This window comes from Formosa bonchosmolovskayae (assembly GCF_051016085.1).
Classification (GTDB): Bacteria; Bacteroidota; Bacteroidia; order Flavobacteriales; family Flavobacteriaceae; genus Formosa.
This window is the reverse complement of sequence record NZ_CP174605.1, coordinates 532,846-555,441: the sequence shown is the minus strand read 5'-3', so window position 1 is coordinate 555,441 and position 22,596 is coordinate 532,846. Positions and strand designations below refer to the sequence as shown.

General features: G+C 34.4%; 22 protein-coding genes. 8 read left to right on the top strand and 14 right to left on the bottom strand.

Annotated elements, in window-relative coordinates:
* Positions 1 to 12: 12 nt before the first annotated feature.
* From ACKC83_RS02275 to hemN, 6 genes are all read right to left on the bottom strand, one after another.
* The gene (locus ACKC83_RS02275; RefSeq protein WP_434036886.1) at positions 13 to 1,260 is read right to left on the bottom strand and encodes an ABC transporter ATP-binding protein; all 1,248 of its coding nucleotides are present in this window, start codon (positions 1,258 to 1,260) and stop codon (positions 13 to 15) included.
* A gap of 2 nt (positions 1,261 to 1,262) precedes the next feature.
* Positions 1,263 to 1,805: a pyridoxamine 5'-phosphate oxidase family protein gene (locus ACKC83_RS02270; RefSeq protein WP_434036885.1), complete on the bottom strand. Its 543-nt coding sequence runs from the start codon at positions 1,803 to 1,805 to the stop codon at positions 1,263 to 1,265.
* 107 nt (positions 1,806 to 1,912) lie between these two features.
* Positions 1,913 to 2,620, bottom strand: coding sequence for an aquaporin Z (gene aqpZ / locus ACKC83_RS02265; protein ID WP_434037753.1), 708 nt, complete (start codon positions 2,618 to 2,620; stop codon positions 1,913 to 1,915).
* Positions 2,621 to 2,720: 100 nt separating this feature from the next.
* Positions 2,721 to 3,260, bottom strand: a complete 540-nt coding sequence (locus tag ACKC83_RS02260; protein WP_434036884.1) for a lipocalin family protein — start codon at positions 3,258 to 3,260, stop codon at positions 2,721 to 2,723.
* Positions 3,261 to 3,471: 211 nt separating this feature from the next.
* Entirely contained in the window at positions 3,472 to 3,639 is a 168-nt protein-coding gene (locus tag ACKC83_RS02255; protein ID WP_434036883.1) for a hypothetical protein, read from the bottom strand.
* A 52-nt stretch (positions 3,640 to 3,691) separates the two neighbouring features.
* Positions 3,692 to 5,056 carry an oxygen-independent coproporphyrinogen III oxidase gene (gene hemN / locus ACKC83_RS02250; protein ID WP_434037752.1) on the bottom strand — a complete coding sequence of 455 codons (1,365 nt, stop codon included), beginning with the start codon at positions 5,054 to 5,056 and terminating at the stop codon, positions 3,692 to 3,694.
* A gap of 361 nt (positions 5,057 to 5,417) precedes the next feature.
* On the opposite strand from hemN, the gene ACKC83_RS02245 reads away from it, so the two are divergent.
* From ACKC83_RS02245 to era, 4 genes are all read left to right on the top strand, one after another.
* Positions 5,418 to 6,692, top strand: coding sequence for a DEAD/DEAH box helicase (locus ACKC83_RS02245; protein ID WP_434036882.1), 1,275 nt, complete (start codon positions 5,418 to 5,420; stop codon positions 6,690 to 6,692).
* Between the two features lie 3 nt (positions 6,693 to 6,695).
* Entirely contained in the window at positions 6,696 to 6,917 is a 222-nt protein-coding gene (locus tag ACKC83_RS02240; protein ID WP_414035107.1) for a VF530 family DNA-binding protein, read from the top strand.
* A gap of 80 nt (positions 6,918 to 6,997) precedes the next feature.
* Positions 6,998 to 7,402 carry a hypothetical protein gene (locus ACKC83_RS02235; protein ID WP_434036881.1) on the top strand — a complete coding sequence of 135 codons (405 nt, stop codon included), beginning with the start codon at positions 6,998 to 7,000 and terminating at the stop codon, positions 7,400 to 7,402.
* A 150-nt stretch (positions 7,403 to 7,552) separates the two neighbouring features.
* Positions 7,553 to 8,437, top strand: coding sequence for a GTPase Era (era, locus tag ACKC83_RS02230; protein ID WP_434036880.1), 885 nt, complete (start codon positions 7,553 to 7,555; stop codon positions 8,435 to 8,437).
* A 4-nt stretch (positions 8,438 to 8,441) separates the two neighbouring features.
* Here era and ACKC83_RS02225 read toward each other — a convergent pair whose 3' ends face one another.
* Entirely contained in the window at positions 8,442 to 8,936 is a 495-nt protein-coding gene (locus ACKC83_RS02225) for a GTP-binding protein (RefSeq protein ID WP_434036879.1), read from the bottom strand.
* 85 nt (positions 8,937 to 9,021) lie between these two features.
* Here ACKC83_RS02225 and der point away from each other — a divergent pair, with 85 nt between their 5' ends.
* Positions 9,022 to 10,329 (top strand): ribosome biogenesis GTPase Der, encoded by a 1,308-nt coding sequence (gene der, locus ACKC83_RS02220; protein ID WP_414035111.1) that lies wholly within the window; start codon positions 9,022 to 9,024, stop codon positions 10,327 to 10,329.
* A 222-nt stretch (positions 10,330 to 10,551) separates the two neighbouring features.
* On the top strand, positions 10,552 to 13,257 hold the full coding sequence (locus ACKC83_RS02215) for an outer membrane beta-barrel protein (protein WP_434036878.1): 2,706 nt from the start codon (positions 10,552 to 10,554) through the stop codon (positions 13,255 to 13,257).
* A 40-nt stretch (positions 13,258 to 13,297) separates the two neighbouring features.
* Here ACKC83_RS02215 and ACKC83_RS02210 read toward each other — a convergent pair whose 3' ends face one another.
* The 6 genes from ACKC83_RS02210 to ACKC83_RS02185 all read right to left on the bottom strand — a co-directional run bounded on the left by ACKC83_RS02210 (position 13,298) and on the right by ACKC83_RS02185 (position 17,625).
* Entirely contained in the window at positions 13,298 to 14,224 is a 927-nt protein-coding gene (locus ACKC83_RS02210) for a mechanosensitive ion channel family protein (RefSeq protein WP_434036877.1), read from the bottom strand.
* A 225-nt stretch (positions 14,225 to 14,449) separates the two neighbouring features.
* Positions 14,450 to 15,262: a TPM domain-containing protein gene (locus tag ACKC83_RS02205; RefSeq protein ID WP_434036876.1), complete on the bottom strand. Its 813-nt coding sequence runs from the start codon at positions 15,260 to 15,262 to the stop codon at positions 14,450 to 14,452.
* A 3-nt stretch (positions 15,263 to 15,265) separates the two neighbouring features.
* Positions 15,266 to 15,706: a TPM domain-containing protein gene (locus tag ACKC83_RS02200; RefSeq protein ID WP_414035115.1), complete on the bottom strand. Its 441-nt coding sequence runs from the start codon at positions 15,704 to 15,706 to the stop codon at positions 15,266 to 15,268.
* 6 nt (positions 15,707 to 15,712) lie between these two features.
* Positions 15,713 to 16,312 carry a LemA family protein gene (locus tag ACKC83_RS02195; RefSeq protein ID WP_414035116.1) on the bottom strand — a complete coding sequence of 200 codons (600 nt, stop codon included), beginning with the start codon at positions 16,310 to 16,312 and terminating at the stop codon, positions 15,713 to 15,715.
* 12 nt (positions 16,313 to 16,324) lie between these two features.
* A complete protein-coding gene (locus tag ACKC83_RS02190; RefSeq protein ID WP_434036875.1) occupies positions 16,325 to 16,654 on the bottom strand; it encodes a MerR family transcriptional regulator in 330 nt (109 codons plus the stop codon).
* A complete protein-coding gene (locus ACKC83_RS02185) occupies positions 16,654 to 17,625 on the bottom strand; it encodes a M23 family metallopeptidase (RefSeq protein ID WP_414035118.1) in 972 nt (323 codons plus the stop codon). The genes ACKC83_RS02190 and ACKC83_RS02185 overlap by 1 nt, the downstream gene beginning before the upstream one ends.
* Before the next feature lie 225 nt (positions 17,626 to 17,850).
* Between ACKC83_RS02185 and alaS the strand changes: the two genes are divergently transcribed.
* Positions 17,851 to 20,469, top strand: a complete 2,619-nt coding sequence (gene alaS / locus ACKC83_RS02180; protein ID WP_434036874.1) for an alanine--tRNA ligase — start codon at positions 17,851 to 17,853, stop codon at positions 20,467 to 20,469.
* Between the two features lie 3 nt (positions 20,470 to 20,472).
* Positions 20,473 to 21,435 (top strand): GSCFA domain-containing protein, encoded by a 963-nt coding sequence (locus ACKC83_RS02175; RefSeq protein ID WP_434036873.1) that lies wholly within the window; start codon positions 20,473 to 20,475, stop codon positions 21,433 to 21,435.
* 240 nt (positions 21,436 to 21,675) lie between these two features.
* Here ACKC83_RS02175 and ACKC83_RS02170 read toward each other — a convergent pair whose 3' ends face one another.
* Entirely contained in the window at positions 21,676 to 22,554 is an 879-nt protein-coding gene (locus ACKC83_RS02170) for a DUF2971 domain-containing protein (RefSeq protein ID WP_434036872.1), read from the bottom strand.
* Positions 22,555 to 22,596 lie beyond the last annotated feature (42 nt).

The following is a 22,596-nucleotide window of genomic DNA, read 5'->3' as shown; positions in this document are numbered from 1 at the left end:
TACAATGCTATTCTAAGTAGCGGTGATTAGTTTTCTTATTGAACCTTGGTCCGTGTGTTCTAATTCAAAAACATGTGTTGGTTTTAATTCGGGTTCTGTTTTATGCGACACATAAAGTACCGCTGTATTACTTTCTTTTGCAATTTTCTGAACTAAACGTATAAAAACCATAGCGCCCTTATCGTCTAGACCAACAGTGGGTTCGTCTAATAGTATTAAAGGCGGGTGTTTAATCATCGCTCGGCAAATTAAAATTAAACGTTTATTAGTTTCCGATAGGTAGAAATAATTGATGTCTTTTATCGTGTCTAAGCCTATTAACTGTAACCATTGTTTCGCTAAATTGACTTCTAAATCTGTAGGTACCTGATATAAACCAATACTATCTTTTAGTCCCGAAATAACCATATTTAAGGCTGTATGCTGTCCTTTAAATAAATGCATCATACTTGGCGTAAAGTAACCGATGTTGCGTTTTATATCCCAAACAGCTTCGCCAGAACCACGTTTGTAACCAAACAGATATACCTCCTGACCATATGCTTTAGGATTGTCTCCAATCATCATCGTTACAAGAGTCGATTTCCCTGTACCATTCGCCCCTTTTAATTCCCAAAATTCACCTTGCTTAATAGACCAACTAATGTCTTTTAAAATTGGTTTGTCGTTGTAGGATACATTAACTTTCTTCAATTCTATTAATGTTTCAGGGACATCATTTACCTGTTTAGAAATGGGTTTGGGAAGCGGGGCTGTAAGTGCTACCACATCGTTATCGTCCTGATTTAAATATGTGGATATAGGCAGTGTAGTGTATGCACCATCTTTATAGTCTAAAATGTATTGAACGCAGGGTAGAATCTCATCCTTTCTACTAAAAAATTGAATAATTGGAACGTTTTCTGAAATTGAAATTATGCGCTCTTTTAACGAGGTCACATTATTAACATCTAAAGAATCAAACGGATTAACAAGCACCAAAAACTGTATGTCTCCTTTTAAAAGATGATCGAATAATGCCTTTCTGCGTTCCCCACTCGAAAGCGTTAATAATTTTCTTTTAGAGTCTGCAGTTAAGGTGTATTTATCATGTAATAATTCATCATTTATAAACTCGTCTAAGGTGTCATCCGATAAAAATGTACCTTTTTTATCCTTAAAATCGGATAGAATTGTGGCGTCCGAGGTGGTGATGAAATTTATGTAATCTTTAGTAGTTGGTGTTTTTGTAACGTGGATAGCAATATGTGTATAGCTCATAATTATTTAATAATTTCAGTTTCAAAACCATCAATACTTTTTGTGTTTTTATCAATCCAATACTGTGCAATACCTTCAGGTCCTTTTTGTGTTGCCCATTGGTCTAAAGTAGGTCTCTCTGCTTTGAAATCCATAAAAGGCACACCAAAGCCACAAGAGGTTTGCACTAAATCTACATCCATTTCAATAATTTGTCTGGAGCCAATAGCATCGGGAAACAAATCGCTATAGTTCTGAAACGCGTCGTCTCTTGGGTGAAAAATGGTTGCATTTCCATAAAGTCTTAAAATAAGAGGTTTGCCTTCAAACGCACAAAACATAATAGTCATGCGGTTGTTTTGTAACAGATGTGCTGCGGTTTCGTTACCGCTTCCAGTTAAATTAAGCCAAACTATTTTGTTTTTATTAATAACTCTAAAACTATCTGTGCCTTTAGGAGATATATTAACGCGCCCTTCAGTGGCCGCTGTTCCCACAAAAAAGATATGCTGCTCTTTAATAAAGTCTTCTATATGTGGCGCTATATGATCTGTTTTCTTACCCATGTCTATCCTATTTTAATGAAGGAAAGGCATAAAAATAAAGAATCTACTTTTTAACCAACGCTTTGTGAGTTAAAAAGTAGATTCTTTTCTGAAAATTTTAATAAAATCTATACTGTTTTTTCTGGAGATATAAATTTGTAAACCACACCAGCTATTATTGCTCCAACAATAGGGGCAACCCAAAATAACCATAACTGACTCAAAGCCCAGTCGCCAACAAATAAGGCTTGACTTGTACTTCTTGCAGGGTTAACCGAGGTATTTGTAACAGGAATGCTAATTAAATGGATAAGGGTTAGTCCTAAACCAATGGCTAAACCACCAAAACCTTTTGGCGCTTTAGAATGTGTAGCTCCTAAAATTATCATTAAAAACATGAAAGTCATCACAATTTCTGTGACTAAAGCAGACATCATATTATAACCATCTGGAGAGTGTTCGCCATAACCGTTAGCAGCAAAGCCACCTAGCTCAAAGCCTGCTTTCCCGGAAGCGATAAGATATAAAATTCCGGCTCCTAAAATTCCTCCAAGAATTTGCGCTATAATATAAGGCACAACGTATTTTTTGTCGAAACGTCCGCCAACTGTAAGTCCGATGGTGACGGCTGGGTTTAAATGACAGCCAGAGATATGGCCTATGGCATATGCCATGGTTAAAACGGTAAGACCAAAAGCCATCGCGACTCCTACAAATCCAATTCCTAATTCCGGATATCCTGCAGCTAATACTGCGCTACCACATCCGCCTAATACAAGCCACATGGTGCCTATAAATTCTGCTACTAATTTTTTCATAAAGTTGGTTTTATTGATTCGTTGTTACATTAATTGCGCTTTCAATAATAAATTGAAAAAGCTATGTAATTGTAACCCAATAAATATGCGAAAAAATTAGAAATAAATTAAGATAAATTTATGATTTAGTGTGTTCTACCCAAATGAGATCTTCGGTATTATAACCAATAGCTTTGGCTTGATTTAAAAACTCTTGCTTAATATCTTCAGGAATTGTTGTTTCACGAGATAAAATCCATAGATATTCTAAATTTTTACCGGCTACAAGCGCATACTTATAATCGTCGGCTAAGGCAATGACATTATATCCCGAATAAAACGGACCGAAGAAAGATACTTTTAATTTTGCAATAGTGTCACTATCTACAAATTTTGCTTTTCCGTCGGCTTCTGTCCATTCTTCTTTTTCATAATTATACCCTCGATTGACAACCTTAATGGTTTCATCTGGATTAATAGAATAATTTGCAGTGGTGTTATTTAGGTTTTTTTCGAATTTAAAATCTAGTCGTGCAATTTCATACCACTTACCTAAATATTTTTCTTTTTTAAACGGGCTAACAGCTTCTGCGTTTTTAGGAATTGTTGCGCAGGATGTAAATATTATAGCGGTTAACACGATTAAGGCTCCAGGTATGACGTATTTTGAATATTTCATTAGATAATATTTTAAAATATTGAACATGTATTTATGAACTGTAATTTTATCAATTTTAAGACAATAATGAGGATGGTATTAGATGTTTTTTTGATTTAAATGAATACACTGGAGGTGACAAAATGCTTTAGATTAAATATCGAAAAAGGGAAGCAACTGCTTCCCTTTTATAGTGAGTGATAAATGATATGTGATATAAGTATACGTGTATTTAAGCGTGCTTCTTTTTAACAAAAGGTCCTGTTAATAATAAACCAATGCCACTTCCAAAGGCAATACCTTTAAAGAAATCGAATGCATCATTTTGAAGATAATAATGCAAGAATACTCCTGCACTAATACTTAATAGCCCTAAAATAAAAGTTGTTTTCGTTTTCATGTATTTACCATTTTGAGAAAGTAAGTTAATAATTTTTTTTTAAAGCATGAGGTTAAATGGTCATTGAAAATAATTTGGTTTCTGGTTTGCTTTCATGCAGTTTTAAATCGAAGGCCATGCAAATGTTTCTAATAAACATGCGACCTTCTTCTTTTACAATTAAGTGATCTTCAAAAATATCTAGAATACCATCTGCTTCCATTTCTTTTAAATGCGATAAAATCTCTGGTAATGCTTGTAATTGCATCTCAGGAGATTTCCAAGACGTTTCTAGGTTACACATAATATTAAGAATGTGTTGTCTCACCACTAAGTCTTCGGTAGATAGTAAATGCCCTTTAAATATAGGTAATTCATTAGCTTCTAAACGGGCATAATAATCGTCTATACTTTTTTCATTCTGTGCAAAACTATACCAAGAATCGCTAATAGACGAGACGCCTAAACCAATCATGAGTTTTGTTTTTCCAGAAGTATATCCCATAAAATTACGGTGCAGACTTTTATTTTTCATAGACACGTACATACTATCTGTAGGCAAAGCAAAATGATCCATACCAATTTCTACATAACCCGCATCAAAAAAGAGTTGCTTTCCTAGTTCGTACAGTGCTCGTTTTTCGTTATCCTGTGGTAAGTCTGAGTCTTTAAATCCGCGTTGTCCGTTTCCTTTAATCCACGGCACATGTGCATAGCTATAATATGCAATACGGTCGGGTTTTAATTCGACTGTCTTTTTAATGGTTTCTCGAATACTTTCTTCGGTTTGGAATGGTAAGCCGAAAATTAAATCGTGACTCACAGAGTCGTAACCAATGGCACGAGAATCTTCGGTAACACGTTTTACGGCTTCAAAAGATTGTATCCGGTGAATCGCCTTTTGTACCTTAGGATCGTAATCTTGAATACCAAAACTATTACGTGTAAATCCTAAATCGAATAACACTTGCAGTTGCTCTTTGGTGGTGTAGTTGGGGTGGCCTTCGTAACTAAATTCAAAATCTTCAGCTTTATGGGCTGTTTTAAAAATACCATGAATTAATTTCGCTAAATTTTCAGACGAAAAAAATGTTGGTGTGCCGCCACCTAAATGTATTTCCTTAACATTTGGTTTGTTTTCTAGAATATCACAATACATGCTCCATTCTTTTAACACCATATCTACATAAGGCACTTCTACACTATGCTGTTTTGTAATGCGTTTATTACACGCGCAAAACGTACATAAACTTTCGCAAAACGGTAGGTGAATATACAGGCTAATGCCTTCTGTGGTATTAGATTCAGTAAAAGATTTTTTAATTGTTGAAATCCAGTTTTCTAGAGTAATCCCGTCTTTATCCCAATACGGAACGGTTGGATAGCTGGTATAACGTGGGCCTGGAATATTGTATTTCTGAATTAAATTATGCATGATATTATAATATTTAACTTCAGAATTATACACATTCTAAAGCTGATAAGCGGACTGTAAAAATACGATTTATTTAGCGGATGTTTTACTCTTTTATGAATATTGTAAAAGCAGATTACGATTTATGCTTTTACTAATAAATTATGATTTTCAGGTCTTAAAAACTCATTTTTTTAACACTGCTTGGTTGGTGACTTACGTTTAAAACAGACTAATAATTAGTGGTTTAAGTAATGTGCTTTGAATTGGGATTTAGTAAGTCTTCTTAAAATAATGCTATTCATGAAAAATTAAACGTACTTTTGCAACTTCATAAAGAATGATATCATAATAAATAGGATGTCATTTTCTTCAATACTAATGTATGTCATTTAATTCACTAGGCCTATCTGATGCCTTATTGAAAGCAATCAATAAAAAAGGATACGACACGCCATCTCCAATACAACAAAAAGCAATTCCACCCATTTTAGAAGGGAAGGATGTATTGGCATCGGCACAAACAGGTACAGGTAAAACCGCGGGTTTTACATTACCATTACTTCAAATTTTAAGCGAAGGAACAACAAAGAGACACCGCCCAGTGCGCGCCTTAATATTAACGCCAACACGAGAATTGGCAGCTCAGATTTTTGAGAACGTAAAAGAATACAGCGAATTTTTAGATATAAAATCGGCTGTTATTTTTGGAGGTGTTAATCAAAAACCACAAGCCGCAACGCTTAAACGTGGTGTAGATGTTTTAGTAGCCACTCCAGGTCGATTATTGGACTTGTGCAATCAGAATATATTGTCTTTAGCAAGTGTAGAGATATTTGTTTTAGACGAGGCAGACCGCATGTTAGACATGGGATTTGTAAGAGATATAGAGCGTATAATTAAGTTAATTCCTAAGAAACGTCAGAATTTAATGTTTTCGGCAACTTTTTCTAAGGACATTAAAAAATTAGCGAACGGTATTTTAACGTATCCGATTTCTGTCGAGGCTACACCAGAGAATACGACTGTTGAGGTTATTCAACAAAAAGTATATCGCGTGGCTAAGGCTAAGAAAACGGAGCTGATTATTAAATTAATTTCGGAAGGAAACTGGCAACAGGTTTTAGTATTTACAAGAACTAAACACGGCGCTAATAACCTGACTAAAAAAATGATTTCTTCGGGAATTACAGCCGCAGCAATTCACGGTAATAAAAGTCAGGGTGCAAGAACAAAAGCCTTAGAAGGTTTTAAAAATGGAAGTATTCGTGTAATGGTTGCAACAGATATCGCGGCCAGAGGATTAGATATTCCGCTTTTACCTCACGTTATAAACTTTGAAATACCTAACATTTCTGAAGATTATGTTCACCGAATTGGTAGAACAGGAAGAGCAGGAGCGAGTGGTGAAGCACTATCGCTAGTAAGTGCAGACGAAACGTCTTTCTTAACAGATATTCAGAAATTAATCGGAATGAAAATTCCAATAGAGATTGTTGAAGGTTTCGAGCCAGACCCAAATGCATCAACCGAACCAATTAAACAAGGAGGCGCTAGAAATAGAAGTCCTAGAGGAGGCGGAAGCAACCGATCTAGTAAAAGTTCAACTAAAAGTAGTGCTTCTAATTCTGGCCGAAGAACGCGAGATAGAAGAAATTAAGTTATGGAAAGTCAACCAAATAATCCCTTACACGGTGTAAAACTAGAACAGATTTTAGTCGATCTGGAAGCGCATTACGGTTGGGAATATATGGGCTATAATATTAAAATACGCTGTTTTACAGAAAACCCTTCTATAAAATCCAGTTTGAAATTTTTAAGAAGAACACCTTGGGCAAGAACCAAAGTAGAGCAGATGTATTTAAAGATGCTTAAGAACAAATAGTTTTGAAGTGTAATTATTTATTCAACATATAAATTTTTATAGTATTTTAATTATATGTTTTTACCAGTAATTTAACTCACATGAAAAAATCAGTATTACTACTAGCTATTACATTATGTTTTGCAACATTGTCTAGCTGTGACTCCACAAAGTCGACAACAACAACAGCCGCTACAAACGCAGTCTCTAGTATGAGTGCCGACCAGATGAAATCTTATTTTTTAAGTCATCCAGAAGCACAAACTAAAGTAAAAGAAGCTTTAATCGATAAAGAATCTCCTTTACGAACCAAAGCAACAGAGTATTTAAAGTCTAATCCGGAAACGCAAGCCAAGGTTACAGATTTTATCACTAAAAACCCTGATGCTAAAGGTCAATTAATGAAATACGTTATGGATAATCCAGAATTAACTCAGAAATTAATGAGTTGGATTTCTAGTAATCCAGAGATTTTAAAGCAAGCTATGAGTTTAATAGGGATGTAATCTTATTAAAATCTAATATTTTAAAGCGATTAAGAGCAGTCTTAGTCGCTTTTTTCCTTTAAATTGAATTGAAAATAAAGTATTATGTTCGTAAAAGCGGATATAATAAACCAAGGTTGTAACTTTGCAATCACTAAAATGCAGTAAAAGATGAATCATAAAGCAGGTTTTGTAAATATTATAGGTAATCCAAACGTTGGGAAGTCAACACTAATGAACGCGTTTGTAGGTGAGAAATTATCGATTATCACATCTAAAGCACAAACCACGCGTCATCGTATTTTAGGTATTGTAAACGGAGACGATTTTCAGGTTATTTTATCGGATACTCCTGGAATTATAAAACCAGCTTACGAATTACAATCGTCTATGATGGACTTCGTAAAATCTGCTTTCGAAGATGCAGATGTTTTGGTGTACATGGTAGAAATAGGAGAAACAGAGTTAAAGGATGAAGCCTTTTTCGATAAAATTACATCGGCAAAAATACCGGTTCTATTACTATTGAATAAGATTGATAAATCCGATCAAGGTCAATTAGAAGAGCAAGTGGGATTATGGAGCAGTAAAGTGCCAAATGCCGAAATTTTTCCAATTTCAGCATTAGAAGGTTTTAATGTTTCAGAAGTTTTTAATCGTATAATCGAATTACTTCCAGATTCGCCACCATTTTACCCAAAAGATCAATTAACCGATAAGCCAGAGCGTTTCTTTATAAATGAAACCATTCGTGAAAAGATTTTAATTCATTACAAAAAAGAGATTCCTTATGCCGTTGAGGTGGATACGGAAGAGTTTTTTGAAGAAGAACAAATTATTCGTGTACGTTCGGTAATTATGGTGGAACGTGAAACCCAAAAAGGAATCATTATCGGTCATAAAGGTTCGGCCTTAAAACGCGTAGGAGTTGAAGCAAGAAAAGATTTAGAGAAATTCTTCGGGAAACAAATTCACTTAGAACTATATGTAAAAGTGAACAAAAACTGGCGTTCTAATTCTCAGCAATTACGTCGTTTTGGGTATAATCAGAAATAAAAGGTTATAATTTTAGGTTACTTTTCATAAAATCGTGTAAAAGTTTCATATCGGTTTTACCTTTTGCTCGGCCAGCGCGTCCTATAAAATAGAGTGCAAACCAAAGTACAATCATGGCTATACAAACACCCAATTGTAAGCCGTAAGAAGTGTGTAATGCCCAATTAGAATATCCCCAAACACCAAATCCAAGGAAAAGCATTACCACTATAAAATGTAGAAACATAAAGAAGGTCCACACGGTTGGATTGGGGCCAAAAAGCCCGTGGAGTCTACAAGTGTTATGTTCTAATTCGTTAATTTCGAGATGTAATTGTGGCGACCAAAAGTGCTGTTTATGCTTCGGAATTCGAATAAAAACATGATTATCTACACGAGAGATCACAAAATCTGTTTGTGTGTTTTTTAAAGCTTCAAAATCAGATAAAATAGCTTCATTAACATGAGGTAAATCTATGTTAAATCTAGGGCGAAGCACAATGTCGTTATCTAATATCATGTTTTTGTAAATCTTTAGCGAATGCGTGAAAATACAGTTTTTTCTTAAACTTGTAAACACTACCTTTGCAGACAATTAAAAGTATATGAGTAATATAGTAGCCATAGTAGGAAGACCAAATGTTGGGAAGTCAACATTTTTCAATCGTTTAATACAACGACGTGAAGCCATTGTAGATGCAGTAAGTGGAGTTACTCGCGATAGACATTACGGGAAAAGTGACTGGAACGGGAAAGAATTTTCGTTAATCGATACAGGAGGATATGTAAAAGGAAGTGATGATGTGTTCGAGGCTGAAATCGATAAACAAGTTGTTTTAGCTATTGAAGAAGCAGATGCCATTATTTTTATGGTTGATGTGGAAACAGGAGTTACAGGAATGGACGAAGATGTGGCGAAGTTGTTGCGTAAAGTAACTAAGCCTGTTTTTTTAGTAGTAAACAAAGTAGATAATGGAAAACGTGCCGAAGACGCTGTAGAATTTTATTCTTTAGGTTTAGGTGAATATTTCACGGTTGCAAGTATAAATGGTAGTGGAACAGGAGATTTATTAGATGCTCTAGTTGACGCTTTACCAGAGCAAGAAGAAGAGGAGGAAGAAGATCCGTTACCTCGTTTTGCTGTTGTTGGTCGTCCTAATGCAGGGAAATCATCATTTATTAATGCCTTGATTGGTGAGGAGCGTTATATTGTAACAGATATAGCAGGAACCACACGAGATTCTATCGACACCAGATACAATCGTTTCGGATTCGAATTTAATTTAGTCGATACGGCTGGAATTCGTCGTAAGTCTAAAGTAAAAGAAGATTTAGAATTTTATTCTGTAATGCGAAGTGTACGTGCCATCGAGCATAGTGATGTCTGTATAATTGTTTTAGATGCCACTAGAGGTTTCGACGGTCAAGTTCAGAACATTTTTTGGTTGGCAGAACGCAATAGAAAAGGGATCGTAATTCTTGTTAATAAGTGGGATTTAATAGAAAAAGAAACAAATTCGGCTAAAGAATTCGAAAGACAAATTCGTCGTGAGATGGAACCGTTTACAGATGTGCCAATTGTGTTTATCTCGGTATTAAATAAGCAACGTATTTTTAAAGCGATTGAAACCGCTGTAGAAGTATATAAAAACAGATCTAAGAAAATTAAAACAAGCGTTTTAAACGAAGTGATGTTGCCTATTATTGAAAGCTATCCACCACCAGCATATAAAGCAAAATTCGTAAAAATTAAGTTTATTACACAGTTGCCTACACCGCAACCTCAATTTGCTTTTTTCTGTAATTTACCACAGTATGTTAAAGATTCGTATAAGCGATTTTTAGAAAATAAATTACGTGAGCATTTCGATTTTAATGGTGTGCCCGTAAGTGTATATATGCGTAAAAAATAAACGTATTGTTATAGTCAGTATTCAAAGCCCGTTCTAAATAAGAATGGGCTTTTTGCATATTGTAAGATATCCTTATCTTGCGTTCTCATATAAAATATGTCGGGGTTTATATTAACCTTTCTCAATCTTTATAATTCTATGTTTAAGATTGACTAATTGTTTTATATCAATTGTTTAGTGAGTAAGTTGTAATCTCCCAAGTAGAGAAAAGTATTTAGTTTTATGAAGTATTTCCTTATTTTTTTATTTTGCTTAGTTTCATTTTTATCATTTTCACAAACCAAACGCTTTGAAGTTAATGGAATCCTTTATGCAGAGGATTTGGACGAGCCTTTAGAGGCCGCGACGGTTTACTTACAGCGTATTCAGGATAGTTCTTTAGTGGCCTATGGTATAACCGATCGGAAAGGAGAATTTAAAATTGAGGGTAAAACCCCAGACGATAGATTAAATGTTTTTATGTCTTATTTGGGATATAAAACCTATACAAAAGTGATTGAAATTGATTCCGAAATTATAAAATTACCCACATTAAGGTTACAGACTGAAGATAATGCTTTAGATGAAATAATAATAAAATCTACAGCTCCAATAACCTTTAAAACGGATACGTTAGAGTATAATGCCAAGTCGTTTAAAACAAAGAAAGATGCGAATGTAGAAGACGTATTAAAAGTGTTACCCGGAGTAGAAATTGATGAAAACGGTACAATTACAGTAAATGGAGTTGCAGTAGATAATGTATTGGTTAATGGAAAACCTTTTTTTGGAGATGACCCAAGTATTGCAACAAAAAACCTGACGAAAGATATCATTAAAAAAATTCAAATAGTAGATACTAAAACAAAAGACCAAGCCTTTGCAGGTGAGGCTGGAGAACAAGAAAGCAAGACGATTAATTTAACCATTGAAGAAGATAAAAATAAAGGAGAATTTGGCCGTTTGTCTGCTGCCGGAGGAACCGATGAGCGTTATCAAATGTCTGGTATTTACAATAGGTTTAACGATACCCGTAGAGTTAGTGTATTGGCCGGGGGAAATAACATAAATGCTCCTGGATTTAGTAATGCCGAACTTAATGATACTTTTGGGAGAGACAGAGGATTTTCGGCAGGAGGAAATGGAATTATAACATCTAAAAATGTTGGTGCGAATTTTAATAGTGCGCCTTCAAAGTATAACGAGTTTAATACAGATTATTTTTACGCGAGAAGCGATTCTGAAGATAGACGAAAAGTAGATAAGGAGATCTTTCTTCCAGAGACCACATACTACACATCGAGCGAATCTAGCACGATTAAAACAAATCAAAGTCATAAAGCCAACGTCTCTTACGAAACAGAATTAGATTCTACGTTACTACTATCTTTCAGACCAAGATTTCAAGCCAATAAGAGTACGAGTAATTGGCTAAGTGAAGAAGAGTCTTTTAATGAAGATAGAGACATCACCAATAAATCTATTAGTAGTATAAATAGCATAAACGATTCTGATGTATTTACTGCAGATTTAAGAGCGACGAAACGTCTTGGTAAAAAAGGAAGTTTTATTCGTTTTGAAATGGGAGGGCAATTAAAAAATAGCGATTCTGATAAGTATTTGTTATCAGAAACGAATTACTATGGAGACGAACCTAGTGATGATATTAGAAACCAGTATGGCGATGGAAACCTTTCAGAAACACAAACAAATTCATCTATACGCTTTAGAAAACCTGTGTTAAAAGATAAAATGTCTTTAGATATGGAGTATAACTATAGAAATACACTTTCTAAGAGCAAGTTATCTACCTTTGATTTTGATGAAACGTCGCAGACATACAGTGATTTTAATTTTGATCAGAGTACAGATTTCGAAAATGAAAATGTAACCTCGACGCCAGAGGTGGGACTGCGGTATCGTGGTGAAAAATGGTCTTTTAGAACCGAGTTGGGATACGATTTTATAAACTTATCGTCTAAAGATATGCTTCGTCCAGAATTAAATTTTGATCAGGATTTTGCACAGGTACGCATGGATGCAAGAATAGGATACGATGTAAAATCTAAAATGTCTTTTAGAACAGATTATCGTTTAAGAAACGAAGCGCCATCCATTTCACAGCTTCAACCTTATGTAAATATTAGTAATCCGTTGCATATTATAAAAGGTAATCCGGCTCTCGAAATGACCCAAAACCATAGAGTTAACACACGTTTTTATACAAATAGTTATAGTAAAGGATTTGGATTTTTTGGATATGTTAATTTAAATGTAGTAGACAATAAAGTAGTGAGTAAGTCGGAAGTAGATGAGAATTTGATAAAAACAACTACATATGTAAATGTAGATGGGGCTTTTAATGTAAATATGGTGGTGAGTATGTCTCAAAAAATAAAATTAGATTCTATCTCAGACCTTAAAATAATTGCCGGCGTACGTCCAAATTTACAACGTAATGTCAATTTTAATAATGATGTGCAGTATTCTAGTACAGTACGTTCGTTAGCACCTTCTTTAGGTGTAGTTTACGATATAACGGATACTGTAGAATTAGAGTCTAATTATTCGGCTCAGTTTTCAGAAGGTACTTATAGTTTAGATAGTTTTAACGATACTGCTTTTACTATTCATAGATTAAAATTAAACACTGCTGTGTATTTACTGAATAACTTCGAATGGAGAAATAATATGAATTTTAATTATAATTCAAATATTTCAGATGGCTTCCAAAAGAGCTCTTGGTTTTGGAATAGTACACTGTCTTATTCTGTGTTAAACGATAAAGGCTATGTTACCTTAAAGGCCTACGATATCTTAAATCAAAATACAAATGCCAGTCGAGTTGTAAATGAAGATTATATACAGGATAGCGAAAGCAATGTGTTACAACAATACTTTTTAATAGGCTTTAGCTGGAAATTTAATAGTATGGGGGCAAAGAGTTAATTCTAATGCATCCAAATTATTTCAGATTTATGGGGAGATATTAATCGGGCTTAATTGCTTTGTTCTCTATAACCACACGTGTTCTAGGTAAGCTATCGGGATAGTTTTTTTGAATGTATTCTATCATTTTTTCACGAATGTGTACGCGTAAATCCCACGCCATAGGCGAGTTCTTTGCACTGACTAGAATTCTAGATTCTACCGTTGTTTCTTTAGATTCGGTAACCTGAAGTACATTTACTTTTCCATCCCATAAATTGGAAGCATTTAAAAGTCTAGTAAGCTCTTCCCTCAAGTTGTTAAACGGAATATTGTAATCTGTATATAAGAAAATGGTTCCCATAATATCGGCATTATTTCTAGTCCAATTCTGAAACGGTTTTTCTAAGAAATAGGACGAAGGTAAAACCAATCGTCTTTTGTCCCAAACGCGAACAACGACATAGGTTAGGTTAATTTCTTCGATCCATCCCCATTCGCCTTCAACCACCACAGCATCATCAATTCTAAAGGGTTGGGTTATGGCAATCTGAATTCCTGCAAGTAATGCACCAACTACTTTTTGAGCCGATAAACCCAGTATAATCCCTGCGACTCCGGCAGATGCAAAAAGTCCGACACCAATTTTTCTAATGCCTTCAAAGGACAATAAAATAAGTCCGATGGCCACTATGATTATAATAAAAATAATTACTTTTTCTAAAATATTAAACTGCGTATACACTTTTCTGGAGTGCAGATTATCTTCTTCAGAAATGTCATAACGTTTTAAAAATCTAGTTTTAAGTATACGTAAAACGATTATGGCAATCCAAGCAGCAACCGCAATAAATAAATTTTGTTGTTGATTGGCTAAAGTAGAAAAATCTAAGCCTGTAAGTTTGGTAATAAAATCGGTTATAAGTTCAAGACTCAAAATTAGAATTAATAAAAGTCCGCTGATTATAAGATTGGTATGTTTTTTCATTATAACAAGGTTATTTTTAATAGTATTAAGTATAGTACTAATAAAGTTTAGCTATGAAAAACAAATCTGTAATAATGTAATATTTATAAGAAGTAATTGAAGAACATAGCCTTTATTTTAAAGTTAATCAAAAAGAATATAACTAAAAAAACATCGGACTACGATCTGTAAAGAAATCAGATATATAAAAAAGAAGTGATGTTTTATTATAAATATGACAATCAATTACCAGCTTCCACCGGCTCCACCACCACTAAAGCCACCGCCACCGAAGCCACCTCCAAATCCACCGCCGCCACTAAAGCTACCGCCACCAGATGATCCGAAACCGCCACCAAAGCTACCGCGTCCCATATTACTTAAAATAATAGCGTCTAAAATACTTGTCGGTCTGCGATTACCTCCGTTTCTACCACCGCCTCCGCGTTTGTTTTTAGAAATGGCAATCATGAAAATAATGAACATAATAATCATGAACATTGCTAATCCAGGAGGAAATCCTTCTTGTTTTGTAGTTTCTCTTACGCCTTGATATTCCCCCATAAGGAGCTGAAATATAGCGTCAGATCCTTTATCTAATCCATTATAAAAGCTACCGGTTTTAAATTCGGGAATAATCACGTTTCGTGTAATTTCTCCAACAATACCAGCGGTAAGTTTATGTTCTACACCATAACCCGGTGCAATCCAAATTTTACGGTCGTCTTTAGCGAGTAAGATAAAGACTCCGTTATCTTCTTTCGCTTGACCAACACCCCAAGATTGCGCCCATTTAGGAGCTAATAAGCCGATGTTTTCTCCTTTGGTTGTAGCAACTATAGCCACTACAATTTGAGTAGATGTTGAGTCTGAATATCTTACGAGTTTAGTCTCTAGATTGCTTTTTTCTGCGGGAGATAATAAATTGATATAATCGTAAACACTAGTTTGAAGTTCTGGTTTTTTAGGAATATCAAATTGAGCAGTTGCAATTTGCGACGTACAGCATGCGATACAAATCCAAGTAAGTAATAACCAAGTGTTTTTTAATTTTTGCACGATTTATCCGTTTGAAATTTCGTTAGGTAATTCGTTAATATCTGAAGCGTCCCAAGGGAAATTAGCTTGTAACTCTTTTCCGGCTCTTAGCACGCCTTGAACAAGGCCTTCCTTAAACTGACCTTGTTTAAAATGGGATTGAATAACATCTTTTGTGGTATCCCAAAAATCATTAGCAACCACATCATTTATACCTTTATCTCCGTAGATAACAAAGGTTTTATCTTCCACAGCTACATAGATAAGTACACCATTTTGTAGTTTGGTGTTATCCATTTTTAGCATATGAAAAACTTCCATAGCCCGTTCGTAAACGTCTATGGAAGATGATTTTTCAATATGAATACGGATTTCTCCAGAAGTTTCATTTTCTGCCACGCGAATAGCTTCAACGATTTCGTTTTCTTCTTTCTGACTTAAAAATCTTTCTACTTTAGAATCCATTGTTTTTTATTTGAAATCGAAGTCTACATCTACTGGTTTTTCTGCACCAGCTTCGGCATCGAAATACGGTTTAGCATCGAAATTAAACATCCCAGCTAATATCGAATTTGGGAATGTTTTTACGTGATTATTGTATGGCTTTATCGCTTCGTTATATCGAACTCGTGCAGTCTGAATGGTATTCTCAGTACTTGTTAATTCGTCTTGAAGTTTTAAGAAATTCTGATTTGCTTTTAAATCAGGATAACGCTCTACCGATACTAATAATCTAGATAATGCACTGCTTAACCCGCCTTGAGCTTGGTTAAATTGTTGTAACTGTTCCGGAGTAATGTTCTCAGGATTAATAGTTGTAGATGTCGCTTTAGCACGTGCTTCAATAACATCTGTTAATGTCGATCTTTCAAAATCTGCGGCACCTTGTACTGTTTTTACAAGATTTCCGATTAGGTCATTTCTACGTTGGTAAGATGTTTGTACATTTCCCCAAGCTTCACTTACGTTTTCATTTAATCTTACTGCAGTGTTATTAAATCCCACGCCCCATTTGTAGAATCCTATTACTATAGCAGCAATAACGATTACAGGAATTAACCATTTTTTCATGTGTGTTAGTTTTTATAGTTGATTTTTAATTCGAATAAGTTGGCTTTTAATATTTTCCAATTTATCTATAATATCAAAGTTAGTTAAAGTTTTCTTTTTTTCTTCCTTTAAATGTGTTTTTGCTCCTTCGAGTGTAAAACCACGTTCTTTAACCAAATGGAATATCAGTTTAAGGTTTTTGATATCCTCGGGAGTGAATTTTCTGTTGCCTTTAGCATTTTTTTTAGGCTTAAGCACATCAAATTCTTTTTCCCAAAAGCGGATTAAAGAGGCATTAACATCGAATGCTTTGGCGACTTCGCCAATACCGTAATATCGTTTATCAGGTAAATCTATATGCATTAATCTAAAGATTGGTTTTCTAAAGAAGATTTTTCTAGAAGAATACTGTATTCTTCAGAAGTTAAACTTCCATAATAGAAATTTGTTGGATTTATACGCTCGCCGTCTTTAAAGATTTCATAATGTAAATGTGGTGCTTCAGAGCGCCCAGTACTTCCAACAAAACCTATTAAGTCGCCACGTTCTACCTTCTGGTTTTTCTTAACGTTATATTTGTAAAGATGCGCATATAAACTGACATAACCATACCCGTGGTCAATTCTAATATGTCTTCCATATCCAGTCGATTGGCTATCGGCTCTTAGTACAGTACCGTCGCCAGTAGCATAAACGGGTGTGCCTCGAGGGGCTGTAAAATCCATGCCGTAATGAAACTTACGTGCTTTAGTAAATGGATCTGTACGATAGCCATAACCCGATGCAATTCGTGTTAAATCTACATTGTTTACAGGCTGTATAGCAGGAATAGATGCTAATAGTTTTTCTTTGTCTTCGGCTAGTTTAGCAATTTCATCTAAAGATTTCGATTGCACTACAATTTGTTTCTGTAGGATGTCTAATTTTTTACTGCTCTCAATAATGAGTTTAGAATTATCGTAACCTTCTAATCCTTTATATCGATTTATACCTCCAAAACCAGCTTTACGTTGCTCTTCAGGTATGGGGTTTGCTTCAAAGTAAATACGATAGATGTTATTGTCGCGGTCTTCTACACTGGCTAAAACTTCAGAGGCTTCATCCATCTTCTTGTTTAGCAAGTCGTATTGCAATTTCATATTTGTTAATTCTCGCTTTAAAGCTTTCTCTTTAGGCGATTCAACAAAATGGCTGGTTACAAAAACCGTTAAAAATCCAAATAAGGCAGAAGCCGTAATAAATCCTAAAATGTACTTAAACGTCTTACGCTTTTTACGCTCTATTTTCCTATAGGAAAGCGTCTCAGGATCATAATAATATTTTACCTTACTCATTATTTAATTTATACTATTTTTGCAATTATAAAGGAAAAACAAGGTGTTAAACCAAGGGTGTTCTAGTAAATCGTAAAAATAATTATGTTACAAATTTAAAAAACTAATGACAATATTTTACGACTTGCCTTAAGCAAACCTGAATTTAACAATATATTTGCACTTTATAAACAAAGAACGACTCCCTAAAAGTAGTCAATATAATAACAGTTTGTTACATATAATATGAAATCTCAAGACATTCGCTCTAAATATTTAGAATTTTTCAAAAGTAAAGGTCATACTATTGTGCCGTCTGCACCTATGGTTTTAAAAAACGACCCTACGTTAATGTTTGTTAATTCGGGAATGGCACCTTTTAAAGAGTACTTTTTAGGGCAAGCGAAACCGCCAAATACGCGTTTAACCGATTCTCAAAAATGTTTACGTGTTTCTGGTAAACACAACGATTTGGAAGAAGTGGGGTACGATACCTATCACCATACCTTGTTTGAAATGCTTGGAAACTGGAGTTTTGGAGATTACTTTAAAAAAGAAGCTATTGCATGGTGTTGGGAATTATTAACCGAAGTTTACGGTATAGATAAAGACATATTATATGTTACCGTTTTTGAAGGTGATAAAGAAGATGGTACTCCAATGGATCAGGAGGCTTACGATTTTTGGAAAGAAATTGTGTCTGAAGACCGCATATTAATGGGGAACAAAAAAGATAATTTCTGGGAAATGGGCGATCAAGGCCCTTGCGGACCATGTAGTGAAATTCATGTAGACATTCGTTCGGCTGAAGAAAAAGCTAAAGTAGATGGGAAATCATTAGTAAACGAAGATCATCCACAAGTGGTAGAAATCTGGAATTTAGTTTTCATGCAATACAACCGTAAGGCCAACGGAAGTTTAGAAATGCTTCCTAATAAACATATCGATACAGGTATGGGCTTCGAGCGTTTGTGTATGGTTATGCAAGGTGTGCAATCTAATTACGATACCGATGTGTTCACACCAATTATTCGTGAAATAGAAACCATTTCTAAAACAGAATATGGCAAAGATGAAAAGGTAGATGTTGCCATTCGTGTAATTTCTGATCACGTACGTGCTGTAGCATTTTCTATTGCCGATGGACAATTGCCAAGTAATACAGGTGCAGGATATGTTATCCGTAGAATATTACGTCGCGCAGTACGTTACAGTTTTACATTCTTAGATCAGAAAGAGCCATTTATTTATAGATTAGTAAATGTACTTAGCAATAAAATGGGGGAGGCATTCCCAGAATTAAAATCTCAAAAACAACTGATTCAGAATGTTATAAAAGAGGAAGAAATGTCTTTCTTAAGAACATTAGATCAAGGTCTAGTACTCCTAAATGGTGTAATAGAACATACTTCGGATACCGTTGTATCTGGAGAAAAAGCATTCGAATTATACGATACGTATGGTTTTCCAATCGATTTAACGTCTTTAATCCTTCGTGAAAAAGGGTTAGAATTGGACGAAGCTGGTTTTCATGCCGCTATGGAAAAACAAAAATCAAGATCGAGATCGGCTAGTGAAATGTCTACAGACGATTGGACTGTTTTAATAGAAGACGATATTCAGGAATTTGTAGGTTACGATACTTTGGTAACGCCGGTTAAAATTACACGTTATAGAAAGGTAGTTTCGAAAAAAGAAGGTACGATGTATCAGCTTGTTTTTAATTTAACACCGTTTTATCCAGAAGGTGGAGGACAAGTTGGTGATAAAGGCTATATAGAATCGCCTAACGGGAATGTAACTTATATTTTAGATACTAAAAAAGAGAATAATGTTGTTTACCATTTGGTTAAAGAACTTCCAGAAGATTTAAATAGTGTTTTAAAAGCGGGTGTAGATGAAACACAGCGTTTCAGAACCTCTTGTAATCATACGGCTACGCACTTATTACATCAGGCATTACGTGAAATTTTAGGAGAGCATGTAGAGCAAAAAGGGTCTGCTGTACATTCTAAGCATTTAAGATTCGATTTTTCTCACTTTTCTAAAGTAACTAACGAGCAATTACAAGATATAGAAGATTTCGTAAATGCCCGAATCGAAGGTAAATTACCATTACAGGAGCAACGTAATATTCCAATGCAAAAAGCGATAGACGAAGGTTCTATGGCTTTGTTTGGTGAAAAATACGGCGATACAGTTCGCGCGATTCGTTTTGGTAAATCTATAGAATTGTGTGGTGGAACTCACGTACAGAACACCTCGGATATTTGGCATTTTAAAATCAAGTCCGAAAGTGCTGTAGCATCAGGAATACGCAGAATTGAAGCGATAACAAACGATGCTGTTAGAGAATTTTATACGGATAGTAGTAAGATTTATTTTGAGGTAAAAGAGTTACTTAACAATGCTCAAGATCCTATAAAGGCTCTTCAGAATTTACAGGATGAAAATTCAAATTTAAAAAAGCAAGTAGAAGCACTATTAAAAGAAAAAGCTAAAAACGTAAAAGGTGAACTTAAAAACGAAATTGAAACCATAGATGGTATTCAGTTTTTAGCCAAAAAAGTAGATTTAGATGCGGCTGGAATTAAGGACTTGTCTTTTGAGTTAGGCGGTACCTTAGACAATGCATTCTTAGTTTTTGGTTCAGAACAAAACGGAAAAGCATTATTGTCTTGTTATATTTCTAAATCATTAGTAGAAAGTCATAAACTAAATGCGGGACAAGTGGTTCGTGAATTAGGAAAATTTATTCAAGGAGGCGGAGGTGGTCAGCCGTTTTTTGCTACAGCAGGAGGTAAAAAACCTGAAGGTATTCCAGAAGCTTTAGAAGCTGCTAAAAATTATGTAGTTAAGGCCTAACTTATGAAATTTTTTACCGAGATCCCAATACAGCAACAAACCGAAAATCTAATCGATTATCAGTCTAAGGTGTTGTTATTGGGATCTTGTTTTGTAGAAAATATTGGAAATAAATTCGATTACTTTAAATTTCAAAATCTTCAAAATCCGTTTGGCGTTTTGTTTCAGCCTAAGGCTATAGAGCAATTACTACATCATGCTGTAAATAATAAAGTGTACACTGAAGCTGATTTGTTTTGTCAGAATGAAATATGGCAGACTTACGATGCACATTCTAAATTAAGTCAACTGGATAAAGCGGCCGTTTTAAAGGGCTTAAACACGGCAGTGTTAAACACTAAACAGTTTCTAGAAACCGCATCTCACATTGTAATAACCTTGGGTACAGCATGGGTGTACCGGCATATCGCATCTAACACTGTAGTTGCCAACTGCCATAAAGTACCACAAAAAGCATTTAAAAAGGAATTGTTGCGTAGCGCAGAAGTGGAGGAGTCTTTACAAACTATTCTAGATATTATAGCCGAGGTGAATCCAGAGGCACATGTTATTTTTACCGTTTCGCCGATTCGGCATACAAAGGATGGATTTGTAGAAAATACGCGAAGTAAATCCCATCTTATTTCTGCCATTCACCAAGTTTTGGAAATTAACAAAAGTCAACAAATTCACTATTTTCCATCGTATGAAATTATGATGGACGAACTTCGTGATTATCGATTTTATGCCTCCGATTTAATTCATCCTAATCAGGTTGCTATCGATTATATTTGGGACAAGTTTAAAGCAACATGGCTTGCTCCAACTACAACGGTTTTAATGAAAGATGTACAGACTATTCAGACGGGATTACAACATAAACCGTTTAATGAAACTTCAGAACAACATCAGAAATTTCTTAATAATTTGAATAAGAAAATTACAGCGATTCAGAAAGAATTACCGTGGGTTTCGTTTAAATATTAGAAGTATGCAGGTATATCTTGTTGATATTGTGCTTTATATCTGTTTTATGTGTTAATGGTCTATAAAAATAGACAAATACTTAAATAACTTTTATTTTAGTATTGCTATTAATCAATCTGTTTATAAGCATCAAAATCGGTAAAGCATATCAACTATGTTACAACGGGGTTGATGCTTTTTTTTGTGTTATAATAATGTTTTATTTAAGCTGTGAATTACTGTATTTGAATAAAATATTTATTACTCACCTTTAAATGGAATTTCTGAATTTTTAAGACTCCAACCTTTTTCTTTTTTGTGAATGTAAAGTCGGAATGAATCACCAGCAAGTTGTTGATCTTTATTTGGTCCAATGACAATTTTTTCAATCATTAAGTTTTTATCTGAAAACAGGTCAAATTCATAGAATGGAATTAACATTTGTAACGCAGACCTAAATTTAAATTTTTCTAATTTATTACTGAAAGGGCCACCTATTAGACGCCACTCCTTTTCTTCCCTAAAAGAAGGATGTTTTAGTCTTGTCGCCATTAACAAAAAAGAACTATAAAATTGTTGAGACAATTCATTAATTTTTGAGCCTACATATGACGTGTGATTTTTTGTGTATTTATCTTTAATTTCATTAATTATTTTTTCAATAAACTCTTCCTGTTTTTCTATATCATAAACACATTTTACTAGCCGAAAACCTTGACTTTTAGACTTAGCTTTGAGTTTTGAATAATTAAATCCTATGGAAACACCTCCTTTTGTACAATACCCTCTCCACTGACTTAATAAATCAGATTTTTCTGTTAAAGAAAAAATAAAGGTATTTGCTCCATTCTTGTTTTTAATCCAGTCTAATAAAAGTTTATAAATGAAAACTTCAAGCTCATTTTTATTGTTTCTCAACTTTAATGTCAAAATATTTCGAGTTAAATCAACAGCATGCTGAAATTCCTTCAGGTCATTTAAATATTTTATATGTGTAGTCCAAAGTTTTTCGGATTCAATTATGTTGAGAGCAGATTGAAAGGAAGTATAATGATAAAGAATTGATTCACTGGGTGGGGCTTCTTCGGTAATTTTTACAGAGTTTACATTTGATTGCAATGCAGAAATAAAAAGTTTCATTTATTTTGAAGAGGTTAAAATGTAAATTACAAACCAAAATAA

Excerpts from the sequence above, each read along its gene's own strand:
- ACKC83_RS02275 (WP_434036886.1), bottom strand. The coding sequence starts at position 1,260 with ATGAGCTATACACATATTGCTATCCACGTTACAAAAACACCAACTACT.
- ACKC83_RS02270 (WP_434036885.1), bottom strand. The coding sequence starts at position 1,805 with ATGGGTAAGAAAACAGATCATATAGCGCCACATATAGAAGACTTTATT.
- ACKC83_RS02260 (WP_434036884.1), bottom strand. The coding sequence starts at position 3,260 with ATGAAATATTCAAAATACGTCATACCTGGAGCCTTAATCGTGTTAACC.
- ACKC83_RS02255 (WP_434036883.1), bottom strand. The coding sequence starts at position 3,639 with ATGAAAACGAAAACAACTTTTATTTTAGGGCTATTAAGTATTAGTGCA.
- ACKC83_RS02245 (WP_434036882.1), top strand. The coding sequence starts at position 5,418 with ATGTCATTTAATTCACTAGGCCTATCTGATGCCTTATTGAAAGCAATC.
- ACKC83_RS02240 (WP_414035107.1), top strand. The coding sequence starts at position 6,696 with ATGGAAAGTCAACCAAATAATCCCTTACACGGTGTAAAACTAGAACAG.
- ACKC83_RS02235 (WP_434036881.1), top strand. The coding sequence starts at position 6,998 with ATGAAAAAATCAGTATTACTACTAGCTATTACATTATGTTTTGCAACA.
- era (WP_434036880.1), top strand. The coding sequence starts at position 7,553 with ATGAATCATAAAGCAGGTTTTGTAAATATTATAGGTAATCCAAACGTT.
- ACKC83_RS02225 (WP_434036879.1), bottom strand. The coding sequence starts at position 8,936 with ATGATATTAGATAACGACATTGTGCTTCGCCCTAGATTTAACATAGAT.
- der (WP_414035111.1), top strand. The coding sequence starts at position 9,022 with ATGAGTAATATAGTAGCCATAGTAGGAAGACCAAATGTTGGGAAGTCA.
- ACKC83_RS02215 (WP_434036878.1), top strand. The coding sequence starts at position 10,552 with ATGAAGTATTTCCTTATTTTTTTATTTTGCTTAGTTTCATTTTTATCA.
- ACKC83_RS02210 (WP_434036877.1), bottom strand. The coding sequence starts at position 14,224 with ATGAAAAAACATACCAATCTTATAATCAGCGGACTTTTATTAATTCTA.
- ACKC83_RS02200 (WP_414035115.1), bottom strand. The coding sequence starts at position 15,706 with ATGGATTCTAAAGTAGAAAGATTTTTAAGTCAGAAAGAAGAAAACGAA.
- ACKC83_RS02195 (WP_414035116.1), bottom strand. The coding sequence starts at position 16,312 with ATGAAAAAATGGTTAATTCCTGTAATCGTTATTGCTGCTATAGTAATA.
- ACKC83_RS02190 (WP_434036875.1), bottom strand. The coding sequence starts at position 16,654 with ATGCATATAGATTTACCTGATAAACGATATTACGGTATTGGCGAAGTC.
- ACKC83_RS02185 (WP_414035118.1), bottom strand. The coding sequence starts at position 17,625 with ATGAGTAAGGTAAAATATTATTATGATCCTGAGACGCTTTCCTATAGG.
- alaS (WP_434036874.1), top strand. The coding sequence starts at position 17,851 with ATGAAATCTCAAGACATTCGCTCTAAATATTTAGAATTTTTCAAAAGT.
- ACKC83_RS02175 (WP_434036873.1), top strand. The coding sequence starts at position 20,473 with ATGAAATTTTTTACCGAGATCCCAATACAGCAACAAACCGAAAATCTA.
- ACKC83_RS02170 (WP_434036872.1), bottom strand. The coding sequence starts at position 22,554 with ATGAAACTTTTTATTTCTGCATTGCAATCAAATGTAAACTCTGTAAAA.